The sequence below is a fragment of the Marinobacter sp. EhC06 genome, from assembly GCF_001650915.1.
Taxonomy (GTDB): domain Bacteria; phylum Pseudomonadota; class Gammaproteobacteria; order Pseudomonadales; family Oleiphilaceae; genus Marinobacter.
The window spans coordinates 105,128-126,523 of sequence record NZ_LXYO01000010.1; the positions used below are offsets into that span (position 1 = coordinate 105,128).

The window sequence follows — 21,396 nt, forward strand, 5'->3', positions numbered from 1 at the left end:
GGCCCAGGACTCAGCGCTTAAGACTCTTCTGGCGTTTTTTCTTAGGACGACGACCCTGTTTCTCATCGTTGTCCTTCTTGACCTTCTGACGCGGTGTCAGACGATCCACTTTGCCAGCAAACGGATTTTCGCCCGATTTGAATTCAAAACGGATCGGTGACCCGGTTACCTTGAGCACCTTGCGGAAGGTGTTCTCCAGGTAGCGCTTGTAGGCGCCCGGCAGTGAATCCACCTGGTTACCGTGAACCACAATAACCGGCGGATTAGACCCACCCTGATGAGCGTAACGCAGTTTGATTCGACGCCCGTGCACCATGGGAGGCTGATGCTGGGCAATGGCATCCTGCAGGATGGCAGTCAGTCGGTTGGTCGGCCACTTCGCCATGGCAGACTCGTAACACGCTTGCACCGACTCATACATCACGCCCACGCCAGAACCGTGGAGCGCCGAGATGTAGTGCTTATCGGCGTAATCCAGGAAGTCGAGACGACGCTGCACCTGCTCTTTCACCCGAACACGGTCTTCCGGGTCCATGCCGTCCCACTTATTGACGGCGATCACCAGCGAACGGCCGGCATCAAGGACAAACCCGATCAGGTGAAGGTCCTGATCCACGAGGCCTTCCCGGGCATCAATGACCAGAATAACCACATGAGCGTCGTCAATCGCCTGCAGCGTCTTGATAATGGAGAACTTCTCCACCACTTCACTGACGTTCTTGCGGCGACGAACACCAGCGGTATCAATCAGCGTGTACTGACTGCCCTGGCGTTCGTAGGGAATATAAACGCTATCCCGGGTAGTGCCCGGCATGTCGTAAACCACCACACGCTCTTCACCGAGCATCCGGTTGACCAGGGTGGACTTGCCCACATTCGGCCGGCCAACCACTCCGATGCGGATGCCGGGGTAACGGTCAGCCCTATCCTCTTCCTCCCGCTCCTCCTCGGAGGGCAGCAGGATCTCGAGCATCGAGCGGATACCCCGGTTGTGGGAAGCCGCAATCAGGAAAGTGGATTCAAAGCCAAGGCTGTAGAAATCCGATGCCGCAATGTCCGGGTCCTGGCCATCGGTCTTGTTCACTACCAGATGGGCCTGCTTGCCGGACCGACGAAGACTGTCTGCAATAAGTTCATCGCCTGCGGTCAGGCCGGCACGACCGTCCACCAGGAACAGTACGATGTCAGCCTCTTCTACCGCTTGCATGGACTGGCGGGCCATTTCGAGATCAAGGCCCTGCTCGTCGCCGGTAAGACCACCGGTGTCTATGACGATGAAGCGCTGCCCTTCGTAGCTGCCCTCACCGTATTTGCGGTCACGGGTAAGCCCCGGAAAGTCCGCAACCAGGGCATCCCTGGAACGGGTCATCTGATTGAATAATGTCGATTTGCCGACGTTAGGGCGTCCGACAAGGGCAATAACTGGGGTCATAATGGGGGATCAATCCTGCGGCTTAACCTGGAATACGGCCATCTTTCCGCTGTTGCCAAAAACCAGCAGGTTACCATTGGCGAGGCGCTGTGCCGGTACGCGGATACCCTCATCGTCGAACTCCAGCTGGCCAACCAGCTTGCCATCCTCACGGTCAATGACATGCAGGTAGCCTTCAAAATCGCCCACCACCAGATAGTCTTCATAAACCATTGGCTGGGTTAGCTGCCGCCAGGCCAGACGATCCTGGGTCCAGACTTCCCGACGATCAGAGCCTCTCAGAGCAACAATGTCGCCATTGGCCGAGGCCAGATAGATCTCGCCGCCACCAATCATCGGGGAATAGAGGCTGGATGCCTTCCGGCTCCAGATCTCCTGCCCGGTACGAATATCAACGAGGGCAAGTTTGCCCTGGTAGCCAACCACCATAACGGCGGTCTCAATGACCAGGGGTTGCCCCGTCACGTCGACCAGCCTTTCAAGCTCGGTGCGCCCCTGAGGCTGGCCCACTTCATACTGCCACATGGGCTGCCCCGAGGCTGCCGCCAGAGCGATCAGTTTGCCACTGGCAAAGGAGGCGATGACAACGTCTCCACCGACCAGCGGCGCCGCAGCAGCCCTCATGGACAGAACCGGAACCGTGCCGTCGTACTGCCAGAGTTTCTCACCATCGGTGGCACTGAAACCTAACACCTTGCCGTCCGTCGTGTGGGCTACCACAAGGGAGCCGTTGGACTGGGGCGACGACAGTACTTCCGTGGGCAGCGACTGGCGCCACAGCTCGGAGCCGTCCTCACGGGAAAGCGCCACCAGATCGGCGTTCTCGGTGGTCAGGTAGAGGTTCTGCCCATCGCCACCGAGGCCCGAGAAGATGCGCTCTTCAAATTCAGATTCCCAGATAACCTTGCCGGAATCCGAGGCCACGGCGTAAATCTCACCATCCGCCGATGCGGCGTAGATCAAATCGCCGGTATTCAGAGGTGCCAGGTACAGAAAATCACCATCATGACCGTCGCCCACGGACATGCTCCAGACTCTCTTGAATTCGGCAGACGCCTCAATCTCGGGAACCGGAACAGGTTGTTCGAACGTATCGGTCGCGCTACAGCCGGAAAGTGCGGCCAGAAGAGCCAGCCCCAGGAGAAGTCCGCGTTTTGACATGCTGTCGCGGAGAACCGGCATCAGGCATCCTCCCCGACACCGAGGTCTGCCAGTTTCAGCTCCAGAATACCACTGCGACCTTGCTGGCTCTGCTCACGGGCAGCAAGATAGGCCTCACGTGCGCCCTCGCGGTCGCCCTGCGCCAACAGGATATCGCCACGGAGCTCGGAGTACATGGCATCAAACGCATCGGCATCACCGGCGCCCTCGATTGTGGCCAGAGCAGCCTCGTACTGGCCTGCGGAAAATTGGGCACGAGCCAGACGATTACGGACCACAAGCGCCAGTGCCTCATGCTCTCCGGTTTTTTCCAATGCCCACTTCAGGGAATCAATGGCGGCTTCGGCGTTACCCTCCTGCATCAACTGCTGACGGGCGAGGATCAGGTTACCGTAAACCGCATAGGCGCTATCCGTGTAGTCCTCCCGCAGGGTCTGCGCGACGAAAGCGACGGTCTCGCCGCTGGTTTCATCAGCCTGGTCACTGAAGGCATTCAGCAGATTGGCAAACTGGTTGGCTGCCTCGGTGCGCTGCTGCGCCTGATGGTTCTGCCAGGCCTGCCAGCCAAAAACAATGGCCAGGGCTGCACCAATGCCGATCAGCAGAGAACTGCCGTTTTTCTTCCACCAGTCCTTGATCGCCTGGACCTGTTCTTCTTCGGTGCGCAACTCTGCCATGAGGACTCCTGTTGTCGAATTTTTGCTTTTGTATCAGTAAATTTGGTCAAATTCAGTTGGCCAGCGCCGCTGCCAGGGTGGCAGCCAGCTCGTCCTGGGCAACCTCGGTTTGCGGTTCGTCAGCACGTAAGGGCTTTAGACCGGCGGTTCCATTGGCAACCTCGTTCTCGCCCAGAATGACCGCGTACCTGGCACCACTCCGATCAGCCTTCTTCATCTGGCTTTTGAAACTGCCGCCGCCACAGTGAGAAACGATCACCCGATCCGGCAAAGCCGCACGCAGCTTTTCAGCCAGTATAAGAGCCGGAGCCAACGCCACCTCACCCATCGCCGTTACATAGATATCGGCATTGCTGTTCACGTAATCCGGGACCAGCTCAAGCGTCTCCAGCAGCAGGATAAGGCGCTCCAGGCCCATTGCAAAGCCCACTGCGAATGTCGGTTTGCCGCCCAGCTGTTCCACCAGGCCATCGTATCGACCACCAGCGCACACTGTGCCCTGGGCACCAAGACTGTCGGTTATCCATTCAAATACGGTCTTGCCGTAATAATCCAGGCCTCGAACCAACGCCGGATTGACTGAATACGCCACGCCTGCGGCATCCAGCAACGCTTTCAGACGCTCGAAATGCTCTCGGGATTCATCATCAAGATAGTCGTCGAGGTTGGGCGCGTTTTCCAGGATCTTGCGGGTGGAAGGATCCTTGCTGTCCAGAATCCGTAAAGGGTTAGACTCCAGGCGACGCTGGCTGTCGGCATCCAGGTCTGACTTGAACTGACTCAGGTATTCCACCAGGGCAGCGCGGTAAATCCGACGGGATTCGGACGTTCCGATGGAATTGATTTCCAGACGGGTATGCTCAGCGAGCCCGAGCTCTTTCCAGAGTCGTGCGGTCAGTATCAGCAGCTCGGCATCGATATCAGGGCCAGTCATCCCGAAACATTCCACGCCAATCTGGTGGAATTGACGATAGCGGCCTTTTTGCGGGCGCTCATGCCGGAACATCGGGCCGGTATACCAGAGCCTACGGGTCTGGTTGAACAACAGGCCATGTTCCTCGGCCGCCCGAACACAGCCCGCAGTACCCTCAGGGCGCAGCGTCAGGCTGTCTCCGTTGCGGTCCTCAAAGGTGTACATTTCCTTTTCGACAATGTCGGTCACTTCACCGATCGAACGCTTGAACAGGTCGGTCTGTTCCACAATCGGCATGCGGATTTCCTGGTAGCCGTACTGGGCCAGTACCCGGCGCACCGTGGATTCCACAAACTGCCACACGGGCGCCTGCTCCGGCAGGATATCGTTCATCCCGCGAATTGCCTGAATCTTTGCCAATGTTAACCCTTAACTCTGTCTGGATGGTTGTGCCCGGGAATGGTAACGATCAGTTGTCAGAACGGGCAATGATCGATTCTTCCTGTTCCTTGCGCCGTGCCACTTCCTCGCGAATCAGGCGTTCCAGATCGTCGGTCAGTGTGGCGTTGTCCAGCTTCTGGTTTGGCTTGCCCGCCATGTAGAAAAGATTCTTGGGGCTGCCACCGGTAAGTCCGAGATCGGCAACTTTGGCCTCACCCGGGCCGTTCACGATGCACCCGATAATTGCCACGTCGAGGGAGTCATTCACATCCTCCAACCGCGCCTCCAGATCATTCATGGTCTGGATGACATCGAAATTCTGCCGGGAACAGCTCGGACAAGCGATGAAATTGATCCCACGGCTTCGCAGGCGAAGGCTCTTGAGAATGTCGAAACCAACCTTGATCTCCTGCACCGGGTCGGCCGCAAGAGACACCCGAATGGTGTCGCCGATGCCGTCCATCAGTAGCATGCCAAGACCAATGGAAGACTTGACCGTGCCCGAGCGCAGACCACCGGCTTCGGTAATGCCCAGATGCAGCGGCTGCTCTATCTGCTGGGCGATCTTTCGGTAGGCATCCACAGTCATGAACACCTCGGACGCTTTCAGGCTGACCTTGAAATCCTGGAAATCGTGGCGGTCCAGGATATCAATGTGGCGCATGGCTGATTCCACCAACGCATCTGCCGTGGGCTCACCGTATTTACGCTGAAGAGACTTCTCCAGGGAACCGGCGTTCACACCGATACGAATCGGGATGTTGCCGTCCCGGGCAGCACTGATAACAGCACTGACACGATCATCCCGGCCGATGTTGCCCGGGTTGATACGAAGACAGTCCACACCCAGCTCAGCTACCCTGAGGGCTATCTTGTAATCGAAATGGATGTCGGCGACCAGCGGCAGGGATACCTGCTCCCGAATCTTTCCGAACGCCTCTGCAGCGTCCATGGAAGGAACAGAAACCCGCACGATATCGGCACCCGCTTCCTGCAATACCGTGATCTGGCCAACCGTGGCCTCCACGTCGCAGGTGTTGGTGTTGGTCATGCTCTGCACCGCAATTGGCGCGTCGCCACCTACAGGAACATTGCCCACCATTATCTGGCGGGATTTGCGTCTGGTAATCGGGGAATCCTGTTTCATGTCTTACTGACCGATATAGAAAATTTGATCAAGTTTCAGATTGTCAGGGTAAACTCTGACCGGTTGTTGACAACCCGGTAGCCACCGATATCCACAGGCTCACCCTGGAAACGGATGGATTCGACCGCATCAACCGCGCCAATGACGACCCGCAGCGGGGCTGGCCCGGCAACATCGATCTGGTCTCCGTTACGCTGAAGCGAATTCACCAACCGGTTACCCGCAGCATCACTGATCTGGACCCAACAATCATCGCTGAAGCGAATCTGAAGCCGGCCGGTGTCCGCCACTTCAGCCAGCCCGTTTGGATTTTCGAGCACCGGCTCGGTAGTCTGAATAATCGCCGGAATCTGTTCTGTTACCGTCTCGGTGGTCTCCGACCGGCTCTCTTCAACCGCTGCCGTCTCAGTTGGGGCCTGAGTCTCGCCAGCATCTGGTTCAACCGGCTCCACCAACGGTTCCCGCTGCTCTGTTGCCACCGGCGCAGATTCCATGACCGCAGGCTCCGGCTCGTCAACACTTGCCACCACTTCGGGCTCAGAGCGTTCAGCTTCGGACGCCGCCGGTTGCCCGGTTTCGCCCTGATCTTCTGGCGCAGCCTCAGGCTCTGTTACCGCCTCGGAGGGTGCTGAATCCTGCTCAGGCACCAGGAAGGTGAAGGCCAGATAACCGGCAATGCCCAGGACCACCAGAAAAAACAGGGCTTTGGCCAACTGACGTTTACGGCGTCTGCGACGCTCGATATCAACCAGGGGATTGGCTTCATGCTCCTGTTCCCGCTGTTGCCGGATGGGCTCCAGCTCCTGGTCCAGGTCGGCAATCACCGCATCCGCATCCAGCCCAACCTGTTTTGCATAAGCCCTGACATACCCTTTCAGAAAGAGTTCACTGTCAATCTGGCTGTATTCTCCCGACTCTATCGCCTGTATGACTGAAGGGCGCAAATGCTGCGCTGCGGCGACATCTCCGGTACTCAGACCGGCTTTTTCCCGTGCCTTCTGAAGCTGCTGCCCTACGGGCTCCTTCATCGCTGGCTGTGAGTTTTCTTCAGTTGCCATTAGAAATCAGCACCTTATATTGTTGGTATTCGACTGACTCCGGAAATTTGTTTCTGAGCTGAAGCGCAAGGCTCGCTTCCTGGTTTTCATCACTGTAATAGCGGGCAATACGAATGCCAGTTAAGAGGCTCTCCGGTGAGTGAACCAGGCGCTGATTCCTTTGCATCAGGGAAATCAGGCGTGAATAGTAGCGGGCCGCATCGTCGTAATTGCCGGCTTCAACAGACACCCGTGAAAGCGCCAGCAAAGAGCGGGCATCGCCCCGTGTCAGCTCCACCGCCCGACGATAGGATGTGGCTGCAGCTTCCAGTTCTCCGAGTCGTTCCTGGGTCATGCCCAGGTTAAAGAAAACAGAGCCGCGGTCCTGATAACCGGTATCCCGCGACGCCGCACGGAACTGGTCTCGGGCGTCTTCCATCCGATTCTGGCCGAAAAGGAAGGCCCCGTAGTAGACCCGCGCCCTGGTGTAACCCGGATCCTCGGAGATGGCCTGTTTGAAATTACGCTCGGCCAGCTCTGGCTCGCCCTCGGCGTTATAGACAAGTCCCATAGCGGCCCTGGCACCCGGGTCATCTGAATCCAGCTTCAACGCCCTTTCGAGGTGATGACGCGCACGTTCAAGGTTGCCCTGGCCGATATAGGCGGTAGCGAGTTTCACATAGTTATCGAGGGCTTCCTGGCGATCCGCTTCCCGTGAGAACCGACTGTCGGTGGTGGTAACGCAACCTGTAACCAGCAGAGTCAGCAGCATAGCGGCTAACATTGAAAAGCGTCGGTTTGCTGGTGCTGTTATCACGGGTGTCCCCTTCCTCGATTGGGCTGTATGGCGTTCCTGGTTCAGGGATTCACCTGCTGAACCTGAATGTACCTCTGGCTCCGACGGGTTCTGTCTTCAACCCGTCCTACCAGCTGACCACAAGCGGCATCGATGTCATCACCCCGGGTAGTCCTGATAGTGGCAATATATCCTGCTTCGTTCAGGACGGCCTGGAAGCGACGTGTCGCGTTCATGCTCGGCCTCCGGAAATCGCTCTCCGGAAACGGGTTAAAGGGAATCAGATTGATCTTGCACGGCAAATCCCGCAGCAACACCGCAAGCTCACGGGCATGTTCCGGCTGATCGTTCATTCCCTCAATGACGGTGTACTCGATTGTCGCCTTGCGCTTGTCCGGCAAGCGGGCGAAGTAACGCTTGGTCGCGGCCAGCAACTCGGCAATCGGGTACTTTTTATTCAACGGAACCAGCTTGTTACGCAATTCATCATTCGGCGCGTGCAGGGAAATGGCCAGTGAAACATCGGTAACTTCCGACAGGCGATCCAAAGCCGGCACAACACCTGACGTGCTGAGGGTAACCCGACGCTTGGAGATCCCGTAGGCCAGATCCTCCATCATGAGGTTCATAGCATCCACGACATTGTCGAAGTTAAGCAGGGGCTCGCCCATACCCATCATGACCACGTTGGTAATGGGCCGATCCGGGCCTGGCTCAAAAGGCATGAAGGCCTTGCGTGCAACCCACACCTGGCCGATGACCTCCGCGGCGGTGAGATTCCGATTGAAGCCACGCTTGCCGGTGGAGCAGAAAGTACAGTCAAGGCTGCAACCAATCTGGGAGGAAACGCAGAGCGTGCCGCGCTCGCCATCGGGAATCAGCACTGTTTCGACGCTGTTGCCGTTGTCCATGCGCATCACCCATTTGCGGGTGCCGTCCTTGGACGTTTCGTCGTAAACCACCTCAGGACCACGGATCTCGGCGACCTGCTTCAGCTTTTCCCGCAGCGCCTTGCTCATATTGGTCATTTGATCGAAGTCATCAGCGCCACGCTGATGGATCCACTGCAAAACCTGGGTGGCACGAAAACGCTTCTCTCCCAGGGATTCAAAGAAAGCTTCTAGCTTTGCTTTCGGCATCCCCAGCAGATTGGTTTTTTCAGCGGCCGCTGTCATTTCATAACCTCGATCAGATAACCAATTCGGAGGCGATCGGACGATCGCCTCCGATCAACGCAATCAGCCCCGCGGGCAGATCTCGTTGTCATTGAAGAAATAAGCGATTTCACGCTCGGCAGAAGCCGCGGAATCAGAGCCGTGAACGGCGTTCGCATCGATGGAAGAAGCAAAATCCGCACGGATGGTGCCAGCGTCGGCTTCCTTCGGATTGGTCGCACCCATCAGATCACGGTTCTTCAGGATGGCGCCCTCGCCTTCCAGAGCCTGAACAACCACAGGGCCGGAGGTCATGAAAGCAACCAGATCGTTAAAGAACGGACGCTCTTTATGCTCTGCGTAGAAGCCTTCTGCCTGCTCCTGGGTGAGGTGCATCATTTTGGCAGCAACAATGTTCAGGCCAGCTTTCTCGAAGCGGCTGTAAATTTCGCCGATCACGTTCTTTGCTACCGCGTCGGGCTTGATAATCGAGAGCGTACGCTCAGTTGCCATGGTCTTTCTCCAGTTTGTGGATGGTAAAAATTCTGGCCTGCGATTATACGCAGTCCGGGGCAAACTTCCTACCGCACTGCACGGAGGCGGCTAACAACATCAACTATTTGCGAACTGGCAAAGGCCACTTCCTCTTCGGTGGTGAATCGGCCGAAGGAAAAACGCAGCGCCCGATGGGCCTGCTCATCACTCAGTCCGATGCCACGGAGGACGTATGAGGGCTCGACTGTGGCCGAAGCGCAGGCCGAACCGGAGGAGACCGCCAGGTCCCGCAGACCCAGCATAAGGGACTCTGCATCAACCCCGTCAAAGGATAAGTTCACGATACCGGGAACGCGACTGCTTTCGCTGCCATTGAGACTGACACCCTCAAGAGACTGAAGCCCCGCCAGGAAGGACTTCCGGAGCGCCTCCAGTTTAACGATTTCTTCCTCAAGCCCGGATTGGGCTAGCGCGAACGCCTTTCCCATTCCCACAATCTGGTGGGTCGGCAGGGTTCCGGAGCGCATTCCCCGTTCATGCCCACCGCCGTGAATCTGCGCCTCGATACGAACATCTGGCGAACGCCTTACGTAAAGGGCGCCGACACCCTTCGGGCCATAGACCTTGTGCCCTGACAGTGCCAAGAGATCTACTGGCATGGAGCCAACATCAATGGCCATCTTGCCGCCAGCCTGGGCCGCGTCCACATGGAAAAGAACGCCTCGCTGACGTAATTCGGCGCCAATGGCGGCAATGTCGTTGATGGTTCCCAGCTCGTTATTCACCAACATCAGGCTAACGAGCACGGTATTTTCCTTCAGCGCACCCAGGACCTGATCACAACTGATCGTTCCATCGGCGGCGGGATCCAGCCAGGTTACTTCAGTACCCTGGTGCTCAAGCCACTTGCAGGTATCCACAACAGCCTTATGTTCAATCTTCGAAGTGACAACATGAGCATCCTGGCGGCCCGCAACGGCGCCCTTGATCGCAAGGTTATCCGATTCTGTAGCACCTGACGTCCAGACGATTTCACGGGGGTCGGCGTGAATCAGCCCGGCAACCTGCTTGCGTGCGGCCTCCACAGCAGCTTCCGCCTGCCAACCGTAGGCGTGCGTTCGGGATGCAGGATTACCGAACACGCCATCCAGTGTGAGGTACTTCATCATTTCATCGGCGACAGCAGGATCAACGGGCGTGGTGGCCGCGTAGTCCATATAAACGGGCTTTTTCATGGATTCCGGAAACTTGTTGGTGTCAGGCCGGCGCCTGATCAGACAGGCGTTCGGTGTTGATGGTTTCAGAGCCGTTGTCAGACTGACGGCGATTCTGCCGGTCAGCAACCTGGCGAATTTCATGCTTTCTCATCAGATCTCCGAGGCTGATCTCGCTGAGAAACTGATGAATCTGATCGCTGAGATCAGACCAGAGGTGGTGGGTCAGACACTTCTCGCCGTTCTGGCAATCACCCTTGTTGCCGCACCGGGTGGTGTCCAGCGATTCGCTGACGGCGTCGACAACTTCGGCAATATATAGCTCAGCCGCAGGACGACTGAGCCTGTAGCCTCCACCTGGGCCACGAATACTGACAACCAGCTTCTGGCGGCGGAGACGGGAGAAAAGCTGTTCCAGGTAGGACAGTGAGATTTCCTGACGGGCCGAAATATCGGCGAGACTCACCGGCCCCTGGTCTCCATGCAGAGCCAGATCAAGCATTGCCGTTACGGCATAGCGGCCTTTGGTGGTCAACTTCATAGTGTCAGCCCCATGACGGGATTGAATCTCAAAAACGCAGCTGAGAGTATGAATTGACCAACCATTTCAGTCAAGTATTCAGCGGCGCACCTCATCGTCATCCCGGACGCAATCAAAGTCCTCTTCCTGTAACGGTGGCAACTCGCCATTCTGGTATTCGCTGTTCACCTTGCGGAGGGCCTTGCACATGTTCTCGATGCGGTCATCCACCGCATGCATGTGATCAAGCAACGAGCGCATGGCCCGGGCAACCGGGTCTGGCATTTCCTCTGTTACACCATAGGCATCGAAGCCCATGCGTTCTTCCATCTCCTTGCGGCGCGCGTCATCCTCGCCTTTGCGTTTGACGATGACGCGGCCAGGAATTCCAACCACCGTTGCACCCGCGGGCACTTCCTTTGTCACCACTGAATTCGAGCCGATCTTGGCGCCCTCGCCCACTTCAAACGGCCCCAGAATCTTTGCTCCGGCACCAACCACTACGCTGTTACCGATCGTGGGATGGCGCTTGCCCTTGTTCCAGCTGGTTCCGCCCAGGGTAACACCCTGATAGAGGGTCACGTCATCGCCGATCACCGTGGTTTCGCCAATGACCACGCCCATGCCGTGGTCAATGAAAAACCGGCGGCCAATCGTCGCCCCCGGATGAATCTCGATGCCGGTCAGCCAACGGGCAATGGTGGAAATGGTACGAGCAAGCCATTTCAGACCGAGACTCCACAACCAATGGGAAAACCGATGAAAAAGCAGCGCGTGCAAGCCCGGGTAGTTGGTCAGAACTTCAAAGGTGTTCCTCGCGGCAGGATCCCGGTGGAACACGCTATTAATGTCTTCCCGCAAACGCTCAAACATGGCCATTATCCTGTTCCGTCGCCGCAGTGCCGGCCTCGGTTGATTTGCTGTTATTCCGCGTGCCTGCCGCCTTCTGAACAGCAGTGAGAATACCCCTGAGAATGTTAATCTCCATCTGATCCAGTCTGGCCCGCTGGAACAGACGCCGCAAGCGCGTCATCAATTGCCTGGGGTTCTCCCGTCGATGGAAATCCACATCAATCAGCACCTGCTCCAGGTGCCCGAAAAAACCCTCGACATCGTGAACTTTGGCCGGCGGCACATCCCAGCCTTCATCCCCGGGCCTGGTCATCGACTTTAGGTATGGGCTCCCTTCACCGCCTTCAAGGCTTCGCAGATAATACATCCGCAATTCATAACACATCACCTGTACCGCCATGGCCAGATTCAGAGAGCTGTAATCCGGGTTGGACGGAATATGAATGTGATAGTGGCAGCGCTGCAGCTCGTCGTTGCTGAGACCATGATTCTCTCTTCCGAACACCATGGCAACCGGGCCGCTTTCCGCGTGCCCTGCAGCAGCTGCAGCCGCCTCAGGGGGCGCACAGACCGGCCAGGGCACCTTCCTCCCACGGGCACTCGTACCCATAACCAGCACGCAATCGGCCAGGGCATCATCCAGCGAAGAAACAACCTGGGCATTATCAAGCACATCCGAAGCACCCGCCGCACGCGCATACGAAGCTTCATCCGGAAAGGAGCATGGATTGACCAGCCACAGATTACCCAGTCCCATGTTTTTCATGGCTCGGGCGACAGCGCCGATGTTGCCTGAATGGGATGTCTCTACCAGAACAATCCGGATCTGATCCTGAAATGTTTCCGTTCCTTCCTGTGGAAGTGCGCTTTTGTGCATTGTTAGCAGGCCCAAGGTTATTGATCAGGGCGGCAATGATAGCAGAAAGCACCCGCACCCTGCCCCTCCGGAGAACCCGTAACCTCTGGTTATCCGTGCTATTGCTGAGTCAAAAAACATACAAGCGGGGTGATCTTTTGCTATGATACCCGGCCTTCACACACCCGGATAATGAACACTCAGATGCAACCAGCTATTAAAATGGCCCTGCGCGTCGCGCGTCAGGGGTCCGATTATCTGAAAGCCCATTTCGAGCGCCAGGAACCCACCGGCAAAGACGACTCAGAACGCCGTCGTCAGCTGGAGCGGGTTGAGCAGTCTATTTACGATAACTTTGCCGAACAGCTCGAAAAGGCCTACAAGGACCACAGCATCGCGCCATTGAACGAAGCGAATGCCGGAACCAGCGAAAAAAGCTGGCACATTTTTCCAGTCCTGGGCCGTGAGAATTTCCTTCGGGGCATTCCGGAGTTTGCTCTGGCGCTGTCCCAGAAGAAGAATAACCGCACCGAAAACCTGCTTCTGGTGAATCCCGTTACCGGCGAAGAATACTCCGCCAGCCGTGGTCACGGTGCCGCTCTGAACAGCCGCCGGGTACGCGCTTCGGAAATCAAACTGCCCGAGAAAGCCGCCATCGCCACCAACCTGCTGGACCAGGCCCGCAAGAGCGAGGATCCGATGCTCTGGGGCGAAATGGCCGCTGTACTGGCACGGGATTCCGGCATGTTCCGCACGTCTGGCTGTGTGGTACTGGACATTGCCCGGGTTTCTGCGGGCCTGATGGACGCGGCGATCATTTTCCGCCCGGAAGCCTCCGACCTGGATCTGGGCGTCACACTGGCCATGGAATCCGGCGCACTGACCGGTGACTTCTCCGGTAACCCGTCGACCGGTAATGCCCGCCAGCTGGTAGTGGCAAACCCGAAACTGTTCCGTGAAGTCCTGAAAGTACTGCACCCGTTCCGGGGCCGCCTGCCTCGCTGAGGCTTCCGGTTCTTCCGGACACAAAAAAACCGCCACAAGATGTTGGCGGTTTTTTTGTGTCCGGCATTGCCGGAACAGATGGGATTACATCCTGTTCAGCCATTCCGGTGGCTGCTCTTCCTCATCCGCATTTTCAGCGCCTTCTTTGGGCGGCACGATCAGATCGTCACGGGACACGCCCATAACCATCAGAAGGTTCGCAGACACGTAGATCGATGAGTAGGTACCGACGATCACACCAATAATCAAAGCCAGGGCGAAGTTGTTGATCGCCTCACCACCCAGAAAATACAGGGCGAACAGAACCACAAGAGTTGTGCCGGATGTATTGATTGTCCGCGCGATGGTCTGGTGAATCGACTCGTTGATAATGTCCCAGGGCTCACCCACCCGCATCTTGCGGAAATTTTCCCGGATCCGATCCGCAACAACGATGGTGTCGTTCAACGAGTAGCCGATAACTGCGAGCAGGGCCGCCAGTACGGTGAGATCGAAGGTCCACTGGAACAGCGCGAAGACACCCAGAACGATAATCACATCGTGAGCCAGCGGCACCACCGAGGCAATACCGAACTTGAACTGGAAGCGCATACCGACGTAGATGAGCACAACCGCCAGGGCAATCAACAAACCCAGGCCGCTGTCTTCCTTGAGCTCCTCACCAACCTGTGAACCAACGAACTCGGAACTTACCAGCTCAAGCTCTGCACCACCCTCTTTCAGGGTTCGGGTTACCTCGGGTGCCAGCTGATCATTGTCAGCCTCGGCCATCCGCACCAGCACTGTGGTATCGGCCCCAAAGTTCTGGACGGAGAACTGCTCATAGCCGGCGGCATCGAGCCTGGACCGGATTTCGTCGAGTTGCGGCGCCTCTGCATATTCAAATTCAACGGAGGTACCGCCGGTGAAGTCCATACCCAGGTTCAGGCCACGGGTGGCCAGCAGCGCAATGGACACAACGATCAGCGAAATAGAGACTACGGAAGCAATTTTCCGCAACCCCATGAAATCAAACGGTTGCTTCTGATCTTCAGACATTGGCGAGCTTTCCTCCGATCGACAGCTTCTCGACCCTGCGGCCGCCGTATACAAGGTTAACGATGCTGCGGCTGACCATCAGGCCAGAGAACATCGACGTCAGGATCCCGATGCACAGTGTCACCGCAAACCCTTTCACCGGGCCGGAACCCATCGCGAAAAGAATAACGGCAACCAGCAAGGTGGTGATGTTTGCGTCAAAGATGGATACAAAGGCCCGGGAATAGCCGGAGTTGATCGCCGTCTGAGGCGGCACACCGGATTTCAGCTCTTCCTTTATCCTCTCGAAAATAAGCACGTTGGCATCGACCGCCATACCCACTGTCAGAACGATACCGGCAATGCCCGGCAAGGTCAGTGTTGCGGACAGGATCGACATGCATGCTACCAGCAGCATCAGGTTCAGAGTCAGGGCAATGTTCGCAACAATGCCGAATCCACGGTAGTAGACAAGCATGTACAACAGTACCAGGCCGAAGCCGAGCGCTACCGACATCATGCCGGCATCAATGTTCTTCTGACCGAGGCTAGGGCCGATGGTCCTTTCCTGAACGAAGTACATTGGCGCTGCCAGCGCACCCGCCCGCAGAAGCAATGCCAATTCTGCGGCCTCCGGGATGGAATCAAGCCCGGTAATCCGGAAGCTGCTTCCCAGGGCGGATTGCACGGTGGCCAGGCTGATGATGCCCTTCTCCACAACGCGGTTTTCCACTTCCTGAGGCTCACCGTCAACCATGCGGGTTTCGGTTTCCGTACGGTATTCGATGAACAGCACCGCCATCCTGCGGCCAATGGCATTGCGAGTGGCGCGGTTCATCAGATCCCCACCAACGGAATCCATGGTGATATTGACCTGGGGCTGACCGTTCTCATCAAAGGCCTGCTGGGCATTGGCCACATTATTACCGGTAGCAATCACCTCCTGCTCAAGGCGGGCGGTGCGCTGGGGCTGATCCCGGAAACCGAACTCTTCGGTTTCGCTGCTTGGCGCATCCTGGCGGGCCTCCATGCGGAACTCAAGGTTCGCGGTGGCACCCAGTACGCGCTTGGCCTGTGCGGTGTCCTGCACGCCCGGGAGCTCAACAATGATCCGGTCGGCGCCCTGCTGTTGAACCAGGGGCTCGGCAACACCCAGCTCATTCACCCGGTTGCGAATGGTGGTGAGGTTCTGCTCCAGGGCATAATCCTGAATCGCCGTGACTTCCGCCTCAGACAGGGTCAACACCAGGAGGAACTCATCGCCCTGGGTCTGCTCATCCAGAAGGAATTCGTTGTACTGGTCACGGACCATATTGAAGGCTTCAGTCCGGGAGGCCTCGTCCCGGAAGCTGAGAACAATCTCCCGATTGTCCTGCACATCCCCACCACGATACCGGACCCGCTCTTCCCGCAGCTCCCGCTTGATCTGGCCGGACATGGCCTCCAGTCGCTGGCTTACCGCGGTTTCCATGTCGACTTCCAGCAGGAAGTGGACACCGCCGCGAAGATCCAGCCCCAACTTCATGGGGCCGGCACCCAGGCTTTTCAGCCATCCCGGCGTGGAGGCAGCCATGTTCAGCGCGACAAGGTATTCATTGCCAAGAGCGGCCTGCACCAGCGGACGAGCCTGCAACTGGTCTTCAGAGTTGGTGAGACGGATCAGAGCATCCCGATCCTGAAGAGTACTGCTTTTCACCTCGATACCCTGGTTTTCCAGAACATCAACTGCCCTGTCGAGCACACCGGCATTGACCTCGGTGCTGCTACGGGCGCCTGTGATCTGGATGGCGTAATCGTCGGGGAAGAGGTTGGGCAAAGCGTAGATAAACCCGATCACGAGCGCGACCAGGATAACCAGGTTTTTCCAAAGCGGATACTTGTTCAGCATGGGATCCCTTGTAGCCGGCCTGGTGGCCGGCCTTGGTGTTTCAGCCAGGAAGATTCAGACCGGCCACCAGGGATGGCCGGCTAAATGGCCCCGCTCAGATGTCTTTGAGCGTGCCCTTCGGCAGAGCCGCAGCAACGGCTACTTTCTGGACCTTGATCTCTACGTTATCGGCAACTTCGACAACGATGAAGTCGTCGGTTACCTTGGTGATTTTGCCGGCAACGCCACCGGAGGTCACAACTTCATCACCCTTGTTCAGGCCGGACATCAGGGCTTTGTGCTCTTTCGCACGCTTGGACTGCGGGCGCCAGATCAGGAAATAGAAAATCAGGATGAAGCCTGCAAAAAAGATTACCTGGCCCATAACACCCATTCCCTGGGCACCTGGGTCCTGTGCCATGGCCAGAGCAGGCATCAGAGCCAAAAGGCCGGCAACGAGCATTTTAATAGATTTCATTGAATATCTCCGTTGGTTTAGCGAATAGATCAATCATTGCCCAGAGGCGGAACGGTCTCTCCGCGCAGAGCATAGAAGTCGGTTACAAAGTCCGACAATGTACCTGCTTCAATGGCCCCACGCAATCCAGCCATCAGGTTCTGATAGAACCGGAGGTTATGGATGGTATTCAGCTGTGAGCCCAGCATTTCTCCACATTTATCCAGATGATGCAGATAACTTCTCGAAAAGTTCTTACAGGTGTAACAGTCGCAACGCTCATCCAGGGGCGAGGTATCATGACGGTGCCGGGCATTGCGGATCTTTACAATCCCGGTTGAGGTAAACAGGTAACCATTCCTGGCATTCCGGGTCGGCATCACGCAGTCAAACATGTCCACACCACGCCGGACTGCCTCAACAATATCTTCGGGCCGCCCCACACCCATCAGGTACCTCGGTTTGTCCTCCGGCATCTTCGGCGGCAAATGATCCAGAATCCGGATCATGTCCTCCTTGGGCTCGCCAACCGAGAGGCCACCAATGGCATAGCCATCAAAGCCAATGTCTGTGAGCCCCTCCAGGGAACGGTCCCGCAGGCCCTCGTACATGCCACCCTGGACAATGCCGAACAATGCCGCAGGATTGCCCTCGTGGGCATCCTTGCTCCGTTGCGCCCAGCGCAGGGAAAGCTCCATGGAGTCTTTTGCCTGGCGTTCGGTAGCAGGATAAGGCGTGCACTCGTCAAAAATCATGACGATGTCCGACCCCAGATCCCGCTGGACCTGAATAGCAATCTCCGGGGACAGCTCCACCGGCGAGCCGTCTACCGGTGAGCGGAAGGTAACGCCGTCCTCGGTAATCTTGCGCATTTCGCCCAGGCTGAACACCTGGAAGCCACCGGAATCGGTCAGGATCGGCCCCTGCCACTGAGTGAAATCATGAAGGTCGCCGTGTGCTCTGACCACTTCGGTTCCCGGCCGGAGCATCAGGTGAAACGTATTTCCAAGGATGATTTCTGCGCCGATTTCATGGATATCGCGGGGCAGCATACCCTTGACGGTGCCATAGGTGCCGACGGGCATGAATGCAGGTGTTTCAACGGTGCCCCGGGGAAACGTCAGCCGGCCACGACGGGCCCGCCCGTCCTCACCCAGTTTTTCGAACGACATGAAACAGGTTTGTGTCACAAGGCCTCCCCAGCATTATTGTTACCGGCTTCATTGGATTCCACGGCCGAACCCAGCAACATGCCACGGCTGGGTTCCTGCCCGGTAATAAACATGGCGTCGCCGTAACTGAAAAAGCGGTAGCGTTCCTTCACCGCTTCCCGGTAGGCCGCCATCACATTGTCATAGCCGGCGAATGCACTGACCAACATGATCAGGGTGGACTCCGGCAAATGGAAGTTCGTTATCAGGGCATCAACGGTCTGGAAACGATACCCCGGGTAAATAAAGATGTCGGTCTCACCAGTGAACGCCCTCAAGCGGCCGCCACGGCTGGCAGATTCAAGGGAGCGAACCGACGTGGTACCTACAGCAACCACACGCCCTCCCCTTGCGCGGGTCCGCTCGATCGCGTCAACGGCGTCCTGGGGAACGTTCACCACCTCGCTGTGCATTGTGTGTTCTTCGATTTTGTCCACCCGAACCGGCTGAAAGGTCCCGGCACCCACGTGCAGCGTCACGAAGGTACTTTCGATTCCACAGGCGGCCAGCTTTCCAAGCAGACTCTCATCGAAATGCAGCCCCGCCGTCGGTGCGGCAACAGCGCCGGCCTCCCTGGCGTAAACAGTCTGGTAGCGTTCCCTATCGGTGGATTCATCCGGTCGATCAACGTAAGGCGGCAGCGGCATATGACCAATGCGCTCCAGAACGTCGAGCACAGGTTCCTCAGCCTCACACACCAGATGAAACAGCGCTTCTTCCCGGCCCGACATACGCATGCAGGTACCGTCTTCCAGAATAACCTTCTGGCCATCCTTCAAAGCCTTGGAGGCTCGAACATGGGCGATGATTTCATGCTCCCCAGTCACCCGCTCAACCAGCACCTCAACCTGGCCACCGGTTTCCTTTTTGCCAAAAAGCCGCGCCGGTATCACCCGTGTGTCGTTGAACACCAACAGGTCGCCGGGCTGAAGCAGGTCAGGAAGTTCACTGAAAATGCGATGGTCGAGCTTGCCGGAAAGGCCATCAAGACAAAGTAGCCGGGACGCGCTGCGATCTTTGAGCGGATAGCGGGCGATCAATTCGTCCGGCAGGTCAAAATGAAAATCGGAGACATTCATGGAATGGACTGTTAACGACGCCGAAGGAAAGAAGATGGTAGCGGCGGGCGGACTCGAACCGCCACGGGTTTTACCCCAACGGATTTTGAAGAAACCGCTATTTCGCAACCTATTGATTTAAATGATCTTTTTTCTGTGTCATGACACAGAAAAGAGGGTTTCGTGTCACGTTTATGCCACCGTGTCACGATGGTGGCGCATGTTGTCACAGAACTAGATTTAAATCTAGCGCGTTTGGAAGTTATTGATTTAAAACTCCGATAGCTGAATGCAAAGCTTTCGTCGACAGGTGCGCATAGCGCTGCGTCATAGTAATAGTTTTGTGCCCTGCCAAAGCTTGGATCGCTGAGATATTCACATTTTTTTGTGCCAAACGGCTACAGAAAGTGTGCCTCAACATGTGAAAAACATATTGCTTGTCTGACCCGTAACCAAGGTGGTTTCGCGCTCGATCCCAATAATGTCGTATGCTATCCCGCGTCGTGTCGAAAACACTGTCTGTTTGCTTCTTGCCGCTTACAGCCGCCTTCAGAACTCTCCTAGCACGATCAGTAAGAGGAATCGTTCTGGGGTGATCCGTTTTATTTTCCCAGATCACAACCTGCCCGTTAGCTAGATCAAGATCCCGTACTTGCAAACCTAAAATCTCACCCTGACGCATGCCGGTATCAAGCCCAACCACACAAATGTCGTGCATTGTTGAAGCATTGATGAATTCGAAGAACGCTAATAGCTCATTTTCTTCCTCACCGGTCAAGAATCGAATACGCCCGTTGACCTCTTTCAGCCGAGGAATCCTAGGAGCCTTGGTCAGATAATCCTTATCCACCGCATATGACAACATCTTAGACAGTGCAGACAGGAGACGGTTGATTGTGCCGTCTGCCTTACCATCATGTTTCCATGCAGATATTTGCTCTTCAATGTCTCCCATTGTGATAGATGCAATTTCAGTTTCGTCACCGAAGGCTTTGCAGACAGTAGCGCTATTTAACTCTGCTGTCTTTTTGGACTTCTGGTACTGCCAGACATACTTAATGACCTCTCTACGCAATTCAGCAAGGGTTACTCCTCTGCCTTTGGGTTTTAATTCTCCCTCTGCATAAAGTTCGACCAGCCTCTGCTTCTCCTGAACCGCCCAAATTTCGGCCATCTCCCTCGTTGGAAGTAACTTGCGTTTACGTTCACCCTTGTAACTTACTGAAGCTTCGAAACCTTTTCCACGTTTGTTAATTGGCATATTTAGTTCTCCTGTTTAGTTAATAAATTCCTCCAGTCATGAATGATTGATAACCCTTTCTTACTCAGATAGAAGCGCTTGCTACGTTGGTTGTATTCATCAACTCTGGACAGAACCAGACCTAAACCCTTCTGATCTGGCCTGCCTTTTCCCAAATGAGTAAGAAGCCGTGACAAGTTTGACTGCCTGATTCTCGTCAATTCCCCCAACTCTGTCTGGGACAGAGATTGATGACGAGCCAACTCGATCAACACAGCAATGCTGTGCAGCGATAGCTTGTCGTCGAGCTGTCTTAGGCTTTCTACCAAGTGGCTAAGCGAGTTAAGTGGCTCCGCACTCTCTACGACTTCGCCAAACAGCAACTGTGTCGGTCTACTCGCTACAAAGAACTTCTCTTCTTCACCGTCCTTGCTCATTTCAGTCACCCATCCTTCAATCACACAACACAACTTTAACCCATTTATTCATCTTATGCAAATATGCATACAAATAAATCACCGATCAGACAACACAGATATTTAATATTAAAATTTTAAAAATAAGTTAATTTAAATATATGCATACATAAAACCATAAAACTTATAAATATTAAAATATTGACAAATACAAAATTTGTGAGATATTTAATTACTTGAAAGAAAAATGAAATTAAATGGCATATTATTTTAAGAAAAACCGCCTACTGTCGTGGCTTATATAATATACCTTATACAATCGCTATAGACCTTAACGAGTGAGTCGACTGTCTGCGATACGATTATTAACGTGAGAAATCGCGTGGTTATATTATGGGAAAAATAAAATGAATAAAACATTATACATACA

The 21,396-nt window shown here is 55.8% G+C and carries 21 protein-coding genes; 1 reads left to right on the top strand and 20 read right to left on the bottom strand.

Going from position 1 to position 21,396, the window contains the following annotated elements; genetic code table 11:
- Nucleotides 1-10: 10 nt before the first annotated feature.
- The 13 genes from der to trmJ form a co-directional block, all read right to left on the bottom strand.
- Nucleotides 11-1,432, bottom strand: coding sequence for a ribosome biogenesis GTPase Der (gene der / locus A8B84_RS05600; RefSeq protein WP_064228078.1), 1,422 nt, complete (start codon nt 1,430-1,432; stop codon nt 11-13).
- A gap of 9 nt (nt 1,433-1,441) precedes the next feature.
- Complete coding sequence (gene bamB / locus A8B84_RS05605) at nt 1,442-2,614, bottom strand: outer membrane protein assembly factor BamB (RefSeq protein ID WP_064228077.1); 1,173 nt, start codon at nt 2,612-2,614, stop codon at nt 1,442-1,444.
- Nucleotides 2,614-3,270: a YfgM family protein gene (locus tag A8B84_RS05610; protein ID WP_064228076.1), complete on the bottom strand. Its 657-nt coding sequence runs from the start codon at nt 3,268-3,270 to the stop codon at nt 2,614-2,616. The genes bamB and A8B84_RS05610 overlap by 1 nt, the downstream gene beginning before the upstream one ends.
- 52 nt (nt 3,271-3,322) lie before the next feature.
- Nucleotides 3,323-4,603 (bottom strand): histidine--tRNA ligase, encoded by a 1,281-nt coding sequence (hisS, locus tag A8B84_RS05615; RefSeq protein WP_082905093.1) that lies wholly within the window; start codon nt 4,601-4,603, stop codon nt 3,323-3,325.
- A gap of 49 nt (nt 4,604-4,652) precedes the next feature.
- The gene (gene ispG / locus A8B84_RS05620) at nt 4,653-5,771 is read right to left on the bottom strand and encodes a flavodoxin-dependent (E)-4-hydroxy-3-methylbut-2-enyl-diphosphate synthase (protein ID WP_064228074.1); all 1,119 of its coding nucleotides are present in this window, start codon (nt 5,769-5,771) and stop codon (nt 4,653-4,655) included.
- A gap of 35 nt (nt 5,772-5,806) precedes the next feature.
- Complete coding sequence (locus A8B84_RS05625) at nt 5,807-6,829, bottom strand: RodZ domain-containing protein (protein ID WP_064228073.1); 1,023 nt, start codon at nt 6,827-6,829, stop codon at nt 5,807-5,809.
- On the bottom strand, nt 6,819-7,592 hold the full coding sequence (pilW, locus tag A8B84_RS05630) for a type IV pilus biogenesis/stability protein PilW (RefSeq protein ID WP_064228072.1): 774 nt from the start codon (nt 7,590-7,592) through the stop codon (nt 6,819-6,821). Before pilW ends, A8B84_RS05625 begins: the two co-directional genes overlap by 11 nt.
- A 74-nt stretch (nt 7,593-7,666) precedes the next feature.
- Complete coding sequence (gene rlmN, locus A8B84_RS05635; protein ID WP_064228071.1) at nt 7,667-8,779, bottom strand: 23S rRNA (adenine(2503)-C(2))-methyltransferase RlmN; 1,113 nt, start codon at nt 8,777-8,779, stop codon at nt 7,667-7,669.
- A 63-nt stretch (nt 8,780-8,842) separates the two neighbouring features.
- Entirely contained in the window at nt 8,843-9,271 is a 429-nt protein-coding gene (gene ndk / locus A8B84_RS05640) for a nucleoside-diphosphate kinase (protein ID WP_064228070.1), read from the bottom strand.
- A gap of 68 nt (nt 9,272-9,339) precedes the next feature.
- Complete coding sequence (locus tag A8B84_RS05645) at nt 9,340-10,488, bottom strand: IscS subfamily cysteine desulfurase (protein WP_064228069.1); 1,149 nt, start codon at nt 10,486-10,488, stop codon at nt 9,340-9,342.
- Nucleotides 10,489-10,510: 22 nt separating this feature from the next.
- The gene (gene iscR / locus A8B84_RS05650) at nt 10,511-11,008 is read right to left on the bottom strand and encodes a Fe-S cluster assembly transcriptional regulator IscR (RefSeq protein WP_064228068.1); all 498 of its coding nucleotides are present in this window, start codon (nt 11,006-11,008) and stop codon (nt 10,511-10,513) included.
- A 78-nt stretch (nt 11,009-11,086) separates the two neighbouring features.
- Entirely contained in the window at nt 11,087-11,860 is a 774-nt protein-coding gene (gene cysE, locus A8B84_RS05655) for a serine O-acetyltransferase (protein ID WP_064228158.1), read from the bottom strand.
- Complete coding sequence (trmJ, locus tag A8B84_RS05660; protein WP_064228067.1) at nt 11,853-12,716, bottom strand: tRNA (cytosine(32)/uridine(32)-2'-O)-methyltransferase TrmJ; 864 nt, start codon at nt 12,714-12,716, stop codon at nt 11,853-11,855. The genes cysE and trmJ overlap by 8 nt, the downstream gene beginning before the upstream one ends.
- A gap of 183 nt (nt 12,717-12,899) precedes the next feature.
- Between trmJ and A8B84_RS05665 the strand changes: the two genes are divergently transcribed.
- Nucleotides 12,900-13,700, top strand: a complete 801-nt coding sequence (locus A8B84_RS05665; protein ID WP_064228066.1) for an inositol monophosphatase family protein — start codon at nt 12,900-12,902, stop codon at nt 13,698-13,700.
- 84 nt (nt 13,701-13,784) lie between these two features.
- Here the strand turns inward: A8B84_RS05665 and secF are convergent, their stop codons facing one another.
- The 7 genes from secF to A8B84_RS05700 all read right to left on the bottom strand — a co-directional run bounded on the left by secF (nt 13,785) and on the right by A8B84_RS05700 (nt 20,987).
- Nucleotides 13,785-14,738: a protein translocase subunit SecF gene (secF, locus tag A8B84_RS05670; protein WP_064228065.1), complete on the bottom strand. Its 954-nt coding sequence runs from the start codon at nt 14,736-14,738 to the stop codon at nt 13,785-13,787.
- A complete protein-coding gene (secD, locus tag A8B84_RS05675; RefSeq protein ID WP_064228064.1) occupies nt 14,731-16,605 on the bottom strand; it encodes a protein translocase subunit SecD in 1,875 nt (624 codons plus the stop codon). The genes secF and secD overlap by 8 nt, the downstream gene beginning before the upstream one ends.
- A gap of 94 nt (nt 16,606-16,699) precedes the next feature.
- The gene (gene yajC, locus A8B84_RS05680) at nt 16,700-17,005 is read right to left on the bottom strand and encodes a preprotein translocase subunit YajC (RefSeq protein WP_228739403.1); all 306 of its coding nucleotides are present in this window, start codon (nt 17,003-17,005) and stop codon (nt 16,700-16,702) included.
- An 86-nt stretch (nt 17,006-17,091) separates the two neighbouring features.
- Nucleotides 17,092-18,213 carry a tRNA guanosine(34) transglycosylase Tgt gene (gene tgt / locus A8B84_RS05685; protein WP_064228157.1) on the bottom strand — a complete coding sequence of 374 codons (1,122 nt, stop codon included), beginning with the start codon at nt 18,211-18,213 and terminating at the stop codon, nt 17,092-17,094.
- Between the two features lie 14 nt (nt 18,214-18,227).
- Complete coding sequence (gene queA, locus A8B84_RS05690; RefSeq protein WP_064228063.1) at nt 18,228-19,331, bottom strand: tRNA preQ1(34) S-adenosylmethionine ribosyltransferase-isomerase QueA; 1,104 nt, start codon at nt 19,329-19,331, stop codon at nt 18,228-18,230.
- A gap of 241 nt (nt 19,332-19,572) precedes the next feature.
- The gene (locus A8B84_RS05695) at nt 19,573-20,571 is read right to left on the bottom strand and encodes a tyrosine-type recombinase/integrase (RefSeq protein WP_064228062.1); all 999 of its coding nucleotides are present in this window, start codon (nt 20,569-20,571) and stop codon (nt 19,573-19,575) included.
- A 2-nt stretch (nt 20,572-20,573) separates the two neighbouring features.
- Nucleotides 20,574-20,987, bottom strand: coding sequence for a MarR family transcriptional regulator (locus A8B84_RS05700; RefSeq protein WP_064228061.1), 414 nt, complete (start codon nt 20,985-20,987; stop codon nt 20,574-20,576).
- Nucleotides 20,988-21,396: the final 409 nt, after the last annotated feature.